Here is a 13540-nt window from a genome sequence, read left to right on the forward strand (position 1 = left end):
GCAGAAGCTCCGCTGCAGCACCAACCGCATCACCAACGTGGTGAAGGCCGTCGTCGTCCTTCACCACGCGTCAGCGTGAGGTTGGAAAGAGCTCAATCTCTGCTCACGATTCAGTTCCATCTGCCCTCCAATAGAGATGTGTCCGGCAAGACGCCGTGCGTTACACCTTCATCCACAGATCTTCTGCAGGGAGCGATGGCCGCCCCATGACCAGGGGCTACGCGGAGATCACGGCTACACCACATGGTGGGACACCATCCGCACCCAGTGCACCACCACCGCCGACAACGTCCGCGCCGTCGGATTTCCCCCGCGAGAACTCCGCGATCTGCAACTCCGCGTCCGCACTGAGCAACAGACCCCCCGAGTGGAAGGCCCGCTACGCAGTCCGCTCCGGAGTGGAGAGCACGGTCAACGAGTTCGCCCACGGACACGGCATGCGCCGCTGCCGCTACCGAGGACAGGAAAAGCAGATATCCAGCACGTCCTGACGGCTATCGCCGTGAACATCGAGCACCTCAGCGGGCTGTCACCGACCGAGGAACCGCCCGCATCCCGCCGACCGACTGCCTTCCAGGACTACCTCGACCAGCGTGAGATCCCCCGGCTGAAATCCTGGCGCACCCTGGGCACCTGACCCCCGACAGTTCCAAGATCCCCGACAGACTCAAGCTAGAACCTTGGCCAGGTTCCAACTAGCGGTAGTCCGTTAAACCCGGCGGTAGGAAGGCTTGACGGCTCCTCGGGGTGCTCGTAGAGCAGAAGGAGGGACCCGTTCCCCGGGAGCATCGATGGCTGAGTGACGTGGCTGCCCGCCCGCTCCGGGCCCGTTGGAGGAGTACGCGGCCCGCTTTGATGATCTGTTGGCCTCGCTCGCCCAGCGGCGTGGTCTGCGCGAGTACCTCACCGCTCTGCTGGCGCCGCGCGATCGTAACAAGCCTCTGACCGGTCTGGCTGGTGTTGAGCCGGTGACCGGCTCGAAGGACGCGGCCGTGCAGCGACTCCAGTACTTCTTGTCGGAGTCCACCTGGGACGACACGTTGATCAACGACCAGCGTCTGCAGCTGATGCGTGCCGATCCGGCCACGGCCCCGCACGATCAGGGGGTGCTGGTCACCGACGACTCCGGAGACCGCAAGGCCGGCACCGCCACCGCGGCACCTGGGCCCGCACCGGTGAGCCCCACACCCCGATCGACGCCGCCCACGCCCTGACCGGGACCGATCCCGACCATCCGGGCGACTGGACACCGGTCGAGCGCCGCTTCCGTGACGGGCACACCGAGACCTGGTGGGCCGCCGACGCGAGCTGGGCGGCTACGGCCCCGACAGCCCGTGCCGCCTGGTCGTGGCCACCACCGACTCGGGCACCTTGCCCGAGAAGGCCACCTGGTACCTGACGACCAACCTGCCGCACCCCGACGCCTCGCACGCCGCTAACAGTGCACACCCGCCCGCCGATCTCGCCGAGATCGTCCGGTTGTACGGGCTGCGGCCCTGGATCGAGCAGAGCTACAAACAGATCAAGGACGAGCTCGGCTGGGCCGACTTCCAGGTCCGCTCCGAGAGGGCCATCCACCGCCATCAGACCCTGGTGAACTGCGCGTTCTCCTTCTGCTGGGACCAGTGGTTCGCCCCGCCCGGACCGCTGGATGCCACCGCACCGGAGCCCTGGCCCGACGAGGGCGCAGAGAGGGGGAGTTGACACGCCCCACCAGCCCCAACTGCCCTGCCGGCCCGTGGCCTTACGCGCGGTCCGCTCCTGGCTCACCCCGGCCATCATCCTGCCCCGTTGGTGGCGGGCCTGGACCGACCAAGATCCGCCACCCGAGCTTCAAGCTCTCCTCGACGCCGTCACCACCGGCAGACCTCTTGATCTATACCGCCGGGTTTAACGGACTACCGGTAACAAGGCCCCCGTTGCGCTCGAATTCGACGCACGGGGGCCTTGACCCAGTCCGACGTGCAGGTGTTGTACCTGGCTCGTCAGAGGTCTCCTCAGGTCAGATTGGTTACGTAGCTGGAGCACGTGCCCGCAGTGATCTTCTTGGTGCTCCAGTGGCCCTTGCAGACGCGGAATTTGATGGTGGCACTTTCGGGGAAGTTTTTGTTCTTGAAGCGGGTGGAGGACGCACCGTCGGCGTGGAAGATGGCGCCGTAGCGGTTCCCGACTTGCCAATCCACGACGGCAGAGGAACCGTCGGCCACCCCGTCGTGCACACTGAACCAGTCGCCTTCGGGGGCGAAGCAGGCCTGGTACTCGTCGTTATCGCCGTGAGTTGCGATGCACTTCACCCACTGAACGCTAGGGCGGGTGGTTTCAGTTGCGCGCTCCGTCTCGGCGCCGGCGGCGGACGCCTGGGTGACCGTGAGGAGCGTGGCGGCGGCTATACCGCCGAGGACGGTGGCAATTCGAGATGTGCGCATGTGTCGTCGAGCCCTCTCGTCGAAAATCGATCCGAAGGTAAGAGTGTAGATAGCATGTTCAACCCTGTGTTCGAGCGGGTCAACGTCCCGAGGGGTTTGCCTCAACTGTCCTTGATGTTCGAGGGGATCGAAATCTGAGGAATGACCGATCCGTTGCCCTGGCGGCCAACTGGCCTGTAGAAAACCACCTTTGGGGGCAAGATGCTGTCTGGGCTTTGTCCCGCTACGTGGATATCTACGACCTATGCGACAGGATTCAGGATACCGGAGCCGAGGGAACGTTGTTCGAACTCAACCGGGCTCACGTGACCGAGAGCGGAATGACGGCGCCGGTTGTTGTACCAGGCAAGCCAGGAGAACACCGCCATACGGGCTTCAGGATTCCCCAACCGTCTTCACCGTACAGAAGTTCACGCTTGATACTGGCGAAGAACGACTCCGCCAGAGCATTGACGCTCCTATAGCTGTCAACTCGCTGCGGCAGTCATCTGGGTGGCGGGTCGAAGTAACGAGCTCGTGCACAGTTGGCGGTGGCGCGTCGAAGGCCGCGGGCTGGCCCTTGTGTTCACCGGTGCGAACCGCCTGCTGTAGAGGCGGCCTGCTGGTGGGACAGCAGTCCGGCGACGGCTTGGATGATGTCGCTCATGTGCTCGCGTCGGCCGTGGTGCCGGGCGAGGGATCGCCAGTTCTTCATATGGCCGATACCGTGCTCGACCCGGATGCGACGCGAGGAGTGGGCTTTGCGCCAACGCTCGTGCATCTCCTCATACCCCCGGGCGGGTCCTTCTAGAAGCCGTCTTCCTATCGATCATGAGCACGATGTGATCGAAAAAGGGGATGGGGGCGGGTGAACTTGTCCGTGGCGTGCATGAAGGCAGGGCCTCCGGTGCAGCACGAGGGATGCGAAGCCAACTCGTCACCCAGGAGGCCCTGTTGACGCAGTTCTATGCTGTTTCGTCGTTCGGGTTCAACTCGTCTGCCCCGTCGTGTGATTGCCTCGCGCACCGGTTCGGGAACGCGGCCGACCGCCCGAACAGGATGCGCAGATACGCGTTGGACCTGACGGACGAACAGTGGGCGGTGGTCCGCGAGGCACTGCCCGTCCCCGCGTGGCTGGAGGGCCGGGGCGGGCAGCCCGAGGGTTACTGCCACCGGCAGATGTTGGAAGCGGTCTTCTATGTCACCGACAACGGGATCAAGTGGCGGGCGCTGCCTGCCGACTTCCCGCCCTGGGACCGGGTGTATGCCTATTTCCGCAGGTGGCGGGACCAGGGCCTGGCCCGGGAGTTCCCTGGCCGGCTGCGCGGGAAGGTCCGCGAGAGTGAGGGCCGCAGCGCGGAGTCGACGGCGGCGATCATCGACTCGCAGTCCGTCAAGGCAGCCGCCTCCGTGCCGGCCGCGGCGCGCGGCCATGACGGCGGGAAGAAGATCAACGGCAGGCGTCGGCACGTCATCACCGACAGCCTCGGCCTGCTGCTGATGGACCTGGTGACCGCCGCAAACGTGACCGACCGCCAGGCCGCCCACACCCTGCTGCCCCAACTGCGGTCCCGGTTCCGGAAGATCACCCTCGTGTGGGCGGACGGCGGCTATGCCGGCCGCCTCGTTTCCTTCGCCCGGCGCACCCTGCAGCTCACCGTGCAGATCGTCCGGCGCCGTGACGACACGGCCGGGTTCGTGGTGCTGCCGCTTCGCTGGGTGGTGGAAAGAACTCTGGGGTGGCTGATGCGCTCGCGGCGCCTGGTGCGGGACTTCGAGACACTGCCCGCCTCCAGCGAGACGTTCATCTACTTCTCGCTGGCCATGCTCATGAGCCGCCGCCTGGCCCGCCGGGCCGCGACACCGCCGACACAGCACTCGCGGTGGACTGCCGCGGCATGGCCAGCCCCGCTCGGCCAGCCGCCGCGCCTTCGAGCGCACCCCCTCGATCTTCGCCGGGACCATCTCCAGCCCCAGACGGTCGGCGACCTCTCCCGCCGAGATCCCCTCACTGCCCACCACATCCGACTCCACCAGCTTCACAATCCGCCGGTAGTCCATCGCGAGCGTGTCCGCCGACGCCCCCGGGTGCCAGTGCGCCACGACCGACCCAGCGACCGGCGTCTTCCTCCCGGCCGTCGGCTTCGTCCCCGCCGCCGCGGCCGGGGCAGCCAGCGCATCCGCCGGAGCGGCCAGAGCTTCGGCGAGCTCCATCCAGGCGATCACCCGACGCTCCAACACCGCTTCCGCCGAGTCGAGTTCAGCAAGAATCCGCTCCGCTTCCGCGCGAACCTCCTCCACCCGCACCCGAGCAGCCGCCTCCCGCTCCTCCAACAACCCCATCACCGACGCCACCGGGCACCTCCGCATCGTCGAGGACCAACCGATCATCCCGACCCTGCACAGACGACAGCGAGACCATGCCTGAACAGCGGAAACTCAACGATCACATTCGGTACGACAACAGCTTCTAAGCTTGGCGTTTATCCTCGCTCGTCACCCGACCTGCTGATCTGCGGTGTTTCCCGGGACAGCGGAGGCGGCCGTTCTCCACGCTTCGAGATGTCGAGTAACAAAGCATCAGAGAACGGCCGCTGTGTATGAGTCTGTCTGCCGACGTGTCCGGACGCGAGGCGTTGGATGTGTTGTCCCGCTTTCGTGTCGAGTTCTACGACTGTCTGTGTGCCCGGGCTGACGCCCTCTTCGAGCTCACCGACGCGGTGCTGTGTGCGGACGGGCCGGTGAACACCCTGGTCGAGCGCTCGCTGACGGCCGAGCACCGGCGCGGACACGGCGCCTTGTATTCGGGGCTGGACCGTGGCTGGGCCGAACCGACGCGTCTGCGACGGGCGCTGGCCGGCCTACCGCTGCCGAAGACGGCCGACGGGCGGATCGTACTGGCCGTGGACGTGAGCAACTGGCTCCGCCCCGACGCTCCCACCAGCGACGACCGGCTTTTCTGCCACGTCTACGGACGTGGCGACCGCAAGTCGGACCAGTTCATCCCGGGCTGGCCGTACTCCTTCGTCGCCGCCCTGGAACCAGGCCGCACCTCCTGGTGCCGACTACTGGACGCCCTGCGGCTCGGACCCGCGGACGACGCAACACTCGTCACAGCCGCCCAGCTCCGCGAGGTCGTGGAACGCCTGGCCGACGCGGGGCACTGGAAGCCGGGCGACCCCGAGATCCTGATCGTGATGGACGCCGGCTACGACGTCACCTACCTCTCCCACTCCCTGCAAGACCTGCCCGTCGTGCTGCTCGGACGACTGCGCTCGGACCGAGTCATGCTTCGGGACCCGGGCCCCGCCCGCTCCGGACCGAAGGGCGGGCGGCCCCGCCGCCACGGCGGCGTCCTTACCTTCGCCAAGCCCGACACCTGGCACCAGCCCGACGTCACCACCGCCACGGACACCACCCGCTACGGCAAGGCAGAGACGTTGGCCTGGGACCGTATGCATCCCCGGCTCACTCACCGCGGCCCCTGGCTCAAGCACGCGCGAGAGGAACTGCCCGTACTGCACGGCACATTGATACGACTGAAAGTGGAATACCTGCCGGGCGACCGCGACCCAAAGCCGGTCTGGCTGTGGTGCTCCGCAACCTCGGCCGCATCGGCCGACGTGGACCGGTGGTGGCAGTCATTCCTCCACCGCTTCGACCTGGAGCACACCTTCCGGCTGATGAAACAGACCCTCGGATGGACCGCACCGAAGATCCGCCGCGCCGACACCACCGATCTGTGGACCTGGCTGATCATCGCCGCACATACCCAGCTCCGGAGGCCCTGGGAACGACGAACCGAACCCCGTCGGCTCACCCCCGCCCGGGTCCGGCGGGGGATTCGCAACGTCCGTGCAACCGCGGCCCGCCCGGCAGCCGCACCGAAACCGTCCCGACCCGGCCCCGGACAACCCTCAGGATCGAAGAACAACCACCGGGCCAGCCATCACAGCGTCGGCAAGACGACCAAACGCGCCGAATCAATCAAGGAACACCAAGCCCGCAGAGGATAGATGCCAAGCTGAGGGCGAGCCCGGCCACAACCCCGACGTGATCTGCCCGGTCGGCCACCGGTTCATGTACCCGAACCGGTGGCCCACTTGGTGGCAGGACAATGCCTCCTCCAGCACTTTCGAACCTCATAAAGATGAGGGGCCCTGACCTGCCAGACGGTCCCCCGAGCGAGCCAGGCCCAGTGCCCAAGGCCGTGCGCGGCGCGGGTACTACGCTGGCGCCTCATGGAAAACCACCAGCCGCCGGACGGATGGACGATCCAACAGATTCGGGACGTCTCCGGGGACGGCCAGGCCCAGGCGCTCAGCCCGGATCGGCCCGCCGTGTACTTCGACGCCCCGGACAAGGTTCTTCACCCCACGTTCGTCCTCGGGTTCGGCGATCTCTGCATCATGAAGGCCGCCGGTAGCGACTACTGGTACATGGGCAGCCTGAACGACGACGGCAGCGTCCTGTGCTGGAGCGTCTACGACGAGCCGCATGAGGCGCTGCTCGGTTTGTAATTGACCTGTCGCAACGAAGTTAGTCGACCGGTTCGTGTTGACCTGCACGGACTGGATTGAGTGAGACGCCGGTGACTCGGTGAATTGCCTGTGCGCGAGGTCGCTGTCCTTGACGCTGAGGTTTGACGGCTCAGTTACTCACCCGCGTGACCAGCCGCCACGTCGGTAGGATGCGGTCGATCATGTTCGCTGCAACGGCTCGTGTGCGCTCCAGGCCGGGCGTGCAGGTTCGAATAGGGGGAGCACTGTGGCTCTGGCAGAGCGGCCTTCGCTGGCGTGGGAAGTCGCTGACCTGGTGGATCAGCAGTTGCTCGTTGTGCCGAATCCCCTGGCCGCCTGGAACAGTGACACGTTCTGGGTCTCAGTGTGGGACTCGGACCCTGGACAGGTCCTTGTCTCCCTGCATGTTCCGCGTGAGAGCGCCGATCCGTTCGTCCAGTTGAAGATCGGTTTCGCGGTGACCGAGGAAAGCCCCAAGCTCCAGGCCGAACGTATCGTCGCCGCCGTCCGGCGCCCGCACCCCCTGAACGGCGCGGTGGTTCTCGGCGGCTATCGAGAGTGCGCCGAAGCCTTCGGGTATGTCTGGCCGTCGTCGCTGGAAGAGTGAGTCACCAGCCATCGGTCAACTCCCGTGGCCAAGGACAGTCGCCCAGGAGCTTCAGTTGCTGTGGGCGGGATCTGCTGCGTCGAGTTGATACCAGTCCTGGGCGACCACGCACTGCACGCCGCCACCGGCGGCCTCCTGGACGAGGCCCTCGCAGACCCCGAATACCTCGTCCTCGCCGACCCCGACCGCCTCGTCCCCCAACTCACCCACGCCACCACACCCCAGGCCCGGCTCGCGGCCGCCGTGTACCGCCACTCCCGCGACCACCACACCCACGCCACCCCCGACCTACGCCGCCGACGCCTGGCCATCGACGCCGCCCGCTACAACGCCCCCACCCTGCGCGACGCCCTCAACCACCGCACCCCCGCCGGCACCTGGGCCCCCGCTTGGAGCACCGGCAGCAACACCTCCCCAGCCCTCCTCGACGTCCTGACCGGCCACACCGACTGGGTGCGGTCGGTGGCGTGCACGGTGCTGGACGGACGCCCGACAGCCGTCACCGCCAGCGACTCCTCGGTGCGGGTCTGGGACCTGACTACCCGGACGTGCATCGATGCGATTCCCATCCACGCCGGCGCGGTCGCGGTCATCGAGGACCGGCTGATCATCATCACCGGGCCGGACATCGCGCTATTCCATCCCAACCCCAGGTCATCCGACCCGGAGCGGATCTGAAGTCAGCGCCGTGCACGACCCCGACCACCGCTCCCGTAACTCAGCCCTTCACTCCGGAGGAGCCGCACCCTAATCAAATCCGAGCCCGCCGTCACCGCCTGCGAGGCCTGCACCGGCCCCACGCCCCCGCACGCCCGGCGAAGCCCCGCTCCCCGATGAGCCGGCGGACGCGAAAACGTCATCTCGTGATCCCGCGCCGCGCGCAGGGCGTCCAGGAGGGGCTCCGCGCGGCTGCTCACGGGTGAACCAACCATGAGCGCAGCGGCCCCACCACGGCCGGAGCGGACCAACCACGGCCCGGCCCGTCGAATCGTGTCGTTCTCGTAATCGTGATCGACCCCTGGTGGTTGGTCAGTCAGTTGTTAGCAGCAGGTTGGGTCAGGGCGTACGCATTCCGCAGCCGTCCGACAGGAGCCTTCTGTGAACCTCCGCCCCACCACTGCCCGTTCCCTCCTTCCGGCCACGGTTCCTTTGGCCGCTGCGCCCAGCCGACGTGGCGTGCGAGGCGGGCAGTTCGGTCCGATGCCAGCCAGCATGGGGCGGGAAGCCGCGCGGGCAGTCCGGACAGAAACACCTCGCCCTGCCCCGACCCGCGCCCAACGAAGGGTCGGGGGGCACGGCCTGCACACGGTCAGGCGCGTGCAGGGACCAGCCGAGCCCTCCACCGGCTCCCGCCTCGCTGCCCGCTTTTCAGCGTCCCGGGCCCCCTTGGTCGCGCAGGTGGACAGCCAGGTGCAGCGGGAACCCCGCCCTGCGTGCACCCCGAAGCGCCCTTCTTTTACATCTCATTTGGCGGGTTCGGTAAAGTTTCGGTCATGGTGGGGATCGTTGAGCGGCTGGTGCCGGACGAGTTGTGGGAGATGTTCCAGCGGGTGGTGCCGGAGGCGCCGTCGCGGCCTCAAGGCGGCGGACGGCGTCGGCACGGCGACCGGGAAGTCCTGGCCGCGATCGTGTTCGTGGCCACGTCGGGTTGTGCCTGGCAGCAGCTGCCGTCAGCGTCGTTCGGCCCGTCCGGGGCGACGGCCCACCGTCGCTTCTCCGAGTGGTCGAAGGCCCGTGTGTGGGCCAAACTCCACCGCCTGGTCCTCGACGAACTCGGCGCTCGTGGGGAACTGGACTGGTCGCGTTGCGCGATCGACTCGGTGAACATGCGGGCCCTGAAAAGGGGGATCTGACAGGTCCGAATCCTGTCGATCGGGGTAAGTACGACTCGAAGATCCACCTGATCACGGAGCGGACCGGTCTGCCCATATCCGTAGGTATCTCCGGAGCCAACCTGCACGACAGCCAGGCCCTGATTCCCCTCGTGAAGGGCATCCCTCCGATACGCTCCCGCCGCGGAAAGCGACGCCGCAAGCCCGGCAAGCTCCACGCCGACAAGGGCTACGACTACGCCCACCTGCGGCGATGGTTTCGAGAGCGGGGCATCACGCATCGCATCGCCCGCAGGGGGGTTGAGTCGTCGCAGAGGCTGGGCCGCCACCGCTGGACCGTGGAGCGGACGATGGCCTGGCTCGCCGGCTGCCGCCGTCTCCACCGACGCTACGAACGCAAGGCCGACCACTTCCTCGCTTTCACCAGCATCGCCTGCACTCTCATTTGCTACCGCAGACTCACCAAATGAGATGACTTTTTACGCCAGAACTACGGCGGTCTCGTCGGCGGCACACGATGTGCTGTCGCCGCTGTTGTTGGAGGAACCCTGATGCGTTCGCTGAAGATAGCCACCGGTACCGCCCTGGCCACCGCAGCCCTGTTGGTTTCCGCCCCGATGCTTCGGCGGCCGACACCCAGTGCGACCCTGCGACCGCGGCCGCGATGGAGGCGGAGTCCGCCTACAAGGCGGCCGTAGCCGACTACCAGAAGCAGGTCGCCGCGGGCGGGCACCCGGGCAAGGCGGAGCAGGACAACGTCGACCAGCTCAAGCAGAAGGCCGACTCCACCGACTCCGAGGCCCAACTGATCTGCGGCGACATCACTATGGACCCGTCGCATAAGCAGACCCACCCCCGGGGCGCCATGCACACCGGTGTCGGTGGGCAGAACAACTAGCGAGAGCGACAACACCTCCCTCGCCCTGGGCATCGGGGCGGCTGGTGTCCTGGCCGCAGGCGTACTGGTCGCCGGCCGCCGCCGCAGCAGCAACAACAACAACAGCCAGAACTGACACCTGTCAACGACGCAACACAGTCATGACTGTCGAGCGGGCTTGGGTCAGCAGGAAACTGCCGGCCCAAGCCCGCTTCTGGCCACACCACCGATGCCACGGCAGAGAGGCGGCGTCGTGCACCCTGCACGCACCCCTGTCTGGCCTCCGCGCCCAGCACACCACAACTACGCCTGATCACCTGCGGCGGCGGCTACGACAAAAAGACCGGCAGATACCTGGGGAACATCGTCGTCTACGCACACCTCACCGGCCACGCATGACCACCTGTGCGCACAGCCTGCTGCCCCCGGCGGTCAGAGCCCGGCAACCCCGCCCGGGAGCCGCAGAGCTTGTACGGGATCGCGGTGGAGGCCGTGGGGAGTCAGCGGATGGTGACCTGGACTGTGTTGGACACCGCCACCGCCCACAATCCGGATCTTGTTGAGCCCCTTGATGCCGAGCTTCACCCGCAGATCATTAGGTGTGCGCGCGGGTGGTGTTCATGCGGATGCGCAGGCTGACCCAGCCGCGGCGCTACAGCTGCTGCAGTCGCACCGGGGTCCCTTCGACCGCGTCCACGGGCCAGTTCCGGGTGCTGGAGTCAGCGCGGAACGCCTTGGTAGCCGGGCCCGCGTCCGCGCCGCCGGGGCCTGCTCCCGGACCGTGCCGGGCCGGTACGCGGCCCCGGGACGACCGGCGCCGCCTCCCGGGCGCCGGGTGTGGCCGCCTCCTGGACGTGGTCCTGCTCGGTGGTACGCGGGTCGAGGTACTGGCGCAGACGGGCGGCGGCGAGGACGGCCGGGGCCAGGAGGCGGGCGGCATCGGCGTCGAGGTGGGCGAGTGCGCCGAGGAGGGCGTCGAGTCCGTAGGGGGCATCGAGCGCCCCGCCCCGGTCTGCGGGCCAGCTGGTGGTGACCGCGTCCGCGAGAGCGCACGCGGCATCGGCGACCGTGTCGGCGAGAGCGGGCACAGGACCTGTGGGCGGCAGGGGCGTCATCACGATCTGCCCAACGATCCGGCACGGGGCGGGTACCCGCGCACCCGGCCCGTCTTCCGGTCGGCCGTGCCCCCGAGGCGCCACGGCCGGGAGGCCGCCAACTGCCGGCCTGCATTGAGAGTCGTCAGGCAGCGAATTTCCCGAAGAGGTGGTTGGCAGGAGCGTCGGGATCGTTGCCGTAGAAGAACTCTGTGAGGGCCTGGTGGAATTCGGCACGGTCCAGCGCTCCGGAGCCGTCCCGGTCCAGGGCCGCGAAGACCGCAGCGCAGTCCCGGCCGGGAACGCCGGCGACCGAGGCGAACATCTGCTGGAACTCCACCTGGTCGATCATGCCGTCCCCATTGAGGTCGACGAGGTCGAAGAAGCAGTTGGTGACCGGTTCGATCTGGTCCGGGTACAGGGCGGGGTCGGTCAGGACCCGCCTGAACCCTTCGGTCATCTCCCGCAGATCGACCTTCCCGTCACCGTCCTGGTCCATGGGGGCGATCACGTTCGCCCAGAACGTGTCCATCCCCTCGGTGAGCCGGCGGGAGGTCACGGAGTCCGGTGCCGTGCCGCGGGCGGTGATGTAGCGCTCGCTCATCTTTCGGACATCCTGCTGGGTGATGAATCCGTCGCCGTCGATGTCGGCGCCGCGGAACCACTGGCCGTACTTGAGGTCTTGAAGTGCAGTCACGACTGCGCAGAGTATTCACTTGGTTACCCACGTGCAAACACGCAGGTGGAGAATGTCTGGGCGGTCAGCGTCAGCCCGCCGCGCGTGATGATTGAGAGGCGGGACCGGTCTGTGGAGAGGGACGTCGTAGTGCGTCAGTGGTCGAGATCGGGCGGCGTGAAGGCGAGCACCTCAGGGGCCAGATCGCCGTACCTCTCGACGTCGACCAGCGCGCTGAGAGCGCTCGGCCCCTGGGACAGGCGTGAGCAGGGCCGGTCCGCGGTGAGGGCGTTGGGGTTGCCGTGGCGGTCCAGGGTTCCGGCCCGGCCCGGCTGGACGGGGTCCCACCACGCTCCGGTGGAGAGCTGCACGATGCCCGGCATGAGGTCGTCCGAAAGGACTGCGCCTGCCAGGCAGCAGCCTCGGTCGTTGTAGACGCGCACGATCATGCCGTTTTCGATGCCGCGCGACGCGGCGTCCGACGGGTTGAGCGTCACGGGCTCGCGGCCTCGGATCTTTGACCCAAGGCTGTGGCCACCGTTGTCGTACTGACTGTGCAGCCGTGAGGCGGGCTGATTGGAGATCAGGTGCAGCGGGAATCGGTCCGCCAACTCGGCGTGGAGCCACTCTGCCGGTGCGAACCACGTCGGATGCCCGGCACAGTCGTCGTAGCCGAAGGAGTCGATCTCCTCGGAGAAGATCTCGATACGGCCCGATGGCGTCGACAGAGGAAAGCGCTGCGGGTCCGCGCGGAGCGCCTCGAAGCTGCCGGGGAACGGCCCGGCCAACGCCGGTAGCTCAGCGGTGGAGCTTCGCCAGAAGGCGTCGAAGCCGGGCAAGGTGGCCTCGTCACCGAGATCGGCTCTCGTCTGCTCGTAGAGGTGCCGGACCCATTCGCTCTCGGAACGCGACTCGGTGAACTCCTGTTCGTAGCCGAGCCGGGTGGCCAGAGCGGCGAAGATGTGGTGGTCGGTGCGCGACTCGCCCTCCGGCTCGCGAACTTTCGGCATGGCGACGAGGTGGGGATCCGAGAATCCGGCGGCGAAGTCGTCGCGCTCCAGGCCGGTGGCGGCGGGCAGGACGACGTCGGCGAACTTGGCGGTGGTGTTCCACCAGGCTTCGTGCACCACCACGGTGTCCGGGGTCTGCCAGGCGCGGGTCAACCGGTGCAGGTCCTGGTGGTGGTGGAACGGGTTGCCGCCGCACCAGTAGACCAGGCGAAGTTCGGGCAGTGTGAGGCGTTGACCGTCGTAGTCGATGGTCTTGCCCGGGTGCAGCAGGGTGTCGGCGATCCTTGCTACCGGGATGAAATCCGGGACGAGGTTGTCGACCTTGGGAATTGTTGCCACGGAGGGACGGCCGGGGGCAACGCCGGTCGCGTCCATCGTCGCGTAGCCCGCGCCCCAGCCGCAGCCGGGCCGGCCCATCGAGCCCGTCATGGCGGCCAGTACGACGGACATCCAGATCGGCTGTTCGCCGTGGTCCGCGCGTTGCACAGCGTAGTTGACCATGATGAGCGACCGTTGGGA

General features: G+C 67.4%; 17 protein-coding genes and 1 pseudogene. 12 read left to right on the forward strand and 6 right to left on the reverse strand.

Translation table 11 applies throughout. The features are described 5' to 3' along the window. The first annotated feature begins 502 nt into the window (after positions 1-502). From ACIA73_RS41510 to ACIA73_RS41520, 3 genes are all read left to right on the forward strand, one after another. The gene (locus ACIA73_RS41510) at positions 503-637 is read left to right on the forward strand and encodes a hypothetical protein (protein ID WP_399444206.1); all 135 of its coding nucleotides are present in this window, start codon (positions 503-505) and stop codon (positions 635-637) included. 226 nt (positions 638-863) lie between these two features. Further along, positions 864-1214 carry a transposase gene (locus ACIA73_RS41515; protein ID WP_399444207.1) on the forward strand — a complete coding sequence of 117 codons (351 nt, stop codon included), beginning with the start codon at positions 864-866 and terminating at the stop codon, positions 1212-1214. A gap of 76 nt (positions 1215-1290) precedes the next feature. Beyond that, positions 1291-1704: a hypothetical protein gene (locus tag ACIA73_RS41520; RefSeq protein ID WP_399444208.1), complete on the forward strand. Its 414-nt coding sequence runs from the start codon at positions 1291-1293 to the stop codon at positions 1702-1704. Positions 1705-1997: 293 nt separating this feature from the next. Here the strand turns inward: ACIA73_RS41520 and ACIA73_RS41525 are convergent, their stop codons facing one another. From ACIA73_RS41525 to ACIA73_RS41535, 3 genes are all read right to left on the reverse strand, one after another. After that, positions 1998-2426 carry a hypothetical protein gene (locus ACIA73_RS41525; protein ID WP_399444209.1) on the reverse strand — a complete coding sequence of 143 codons (429 nt, stop codon included), beginning with the start codon at positions 2424-2426 and terminating at the stop codon, positions 1998-2000. A gap of 242 nt (positions 2427-2668) precedes the next feature. Beyond that, positions 2669-2794, reverse strand: coding sequence for an IS3 family transposase (locus tag ACIA73_RS41530; protein WP_399444210.1), 126 nt, complete (start codon positions 2792-2794; stop codon positions 2669-2671). Between the two features lie 197 nt (positions 2795-2991). After that, positions 2992-3186, reverse strand: a complete 195-nt coding sequence (locus tag ACIA73_RS41535; RefSeq protein WP_399444211.1) for a hypothetical protein — start codon at positions 3184-3186, stop codon at positions 2992-2994. A gap of 173 nt (positions 3187-3359) precedes the next feature. Between ACIA73_RS41535 and ACIA73_RS41540 the strand changes: the two genes are divergently transcribed. The 9 genes and pseudogenes from ACIA73_RS41540 to ACIA73_RS41580 form a co-directional block, all read left to right on the forward strand. Next, positions 3360-5009 (forward strand): IS5 family transposase, encoded by a 1650-nt coding sequence (locus ACIA73_RS41540; protein ID WP_399444212.1) that lies wholly within the window; start codon positions 3360-3362, stop codon positions 5007-5009. Beyond that, positions 5006-6421: an NF041680 family putative transposase gene (locus ACIA73_RS41545; protein ID WP_399444213.1), complete on the forward strand. Its 1416-nt coding sequence runs from the start codon at positions 5006-5008 to the stop codon at positions 6419-6421. The genes ACIA73_RS41540 and ACIA73_RS41545 overlap by 4 nt, the downstream gene beginning before the upstream one ends. A gap of 225 nt (positions 6422-6646) precedes the next feature. Next, positions 6647-6925, forward strand: a complete 279-nt coding sequence (locus tag ACIA73_RS41550; protein ID WP_399444214.1) for a hypothetical protein — start codon at positions 6647-6649, stop codon at positions 6923-6925. A 247-nt stretch (positions 6926-7172) separates the two neighbouring features. After that, positions 7173-7532 carry a hypothetical protein gene (locus ACIA73_RS41555; RefSeq protein ID WP_399444215.1) on the forward strand — a complete coding sequence of 120 codons (360 nt, stop codon included), beginning with the start codon at positions 7173-7175 and terminating at the stop codon, positions 7530-7532. A 60-nt stretch (positions 7533-7592) separates the two neighbouring features. Continuing rightward, a complete protein-coding gene (locus ACIA73_RS41560; protein ID WP_399444216.1) occupies positions 7593-8210 on the forward strand; it encodes a hypothetical protein in 618 nt (205 codons plus the stop codon). 815 nt (positions 8211-9025) lie between these two features. Further along, a protein-coding gene (locus ACIA73_RS41565) for an IS5 family transposase (RefSeq protein ID WP_399444217.1) occupies positions 9026-9834 on the forward strand; the annotation gives its coding sequence in 2 pieces (ribosomal slippage) (positions 9026-9374 and positions 9374-9834; 810 coding nt in all). 194 nt (positions 9835-10028) lie between these two features. Beyond that, positions 10029-10262, forward strand: a complete 234-nt coding sequence (locus ACIA73_RS41570; RefSeq protein WP_399444218.1) for a hypothetical protein — start codon at positions 10029-10031, stop codon at positions 10260-10262. After that, positions 10246-10377, forward strand: coding sequence for an LPXTG cell wall anchor domain-containing protein (locus ACIA73_RS41575; RefSeq protein WP_399444219.1), 132 nt, complete (start codon positions 10246-10248; stop codon positions 10375-10377). The genes ACIA73_RS41570 and ACIA73_RS41575 overlap by 17 nt, the downstream gene beginning before the upstream one ends. Before the next feature lie 149 nt (positions 10378-10526). After that, positions 10527-10640: pseudogene (locus ACIA73_RS41580) on the forward strand (class F sortase); the annotation flags it as partial. Positions 10641-10960: 320 nt separating this feature from the next. Here the strand turns inward: ACIA73_RS41580 and ACIA73_RS41585 are convergent. From ACIA73_RS41585 to ACIA73_RS41595, 3 genes are all read right to left on the reverse strand, one after another. Beyond that, the gene (locus ACIA73_RS41585) at positions 10961-11356 is read right to left on the reverse strand and encodes a hypothetical protein (protein WP_399444220.1); all 396 of its coding nucleotides are present in this window, start codon (positions 11354-11356) and stop codon (positions 10961-10963) included. A gap of 124 nt (positions 11357-11480) precedes the next feature. Then, complete coding sequence (locus tag ACIA73_RS41590; protein WP_399444221.1) at positions 11481-12032, reverse strand: EF-hand domain-containing protein; 552 nt, start codon at positions 12030-12032, stop codon at positions 11481-11483. Between the two features lie 134 nt (positions 12033-12166). Next, positions 12167-13540: molybdopterin-dependent oxidoreductase (locus ACIA73_RS41595; RefSeq protein WP_399444222.1), on the reverse strand; the 1374-nt coding region annotated here is incomplete at its 5' end.

Origin of the sequence: Streptomyces sp. NPDC051561, from assembly GCF_044454195.1 — a bacterium.
Lineage (GTDB): Bacteria > Actinomycetota > Actinomycetes > Streptomycetales > Streptomycetaceae > Streptomyces.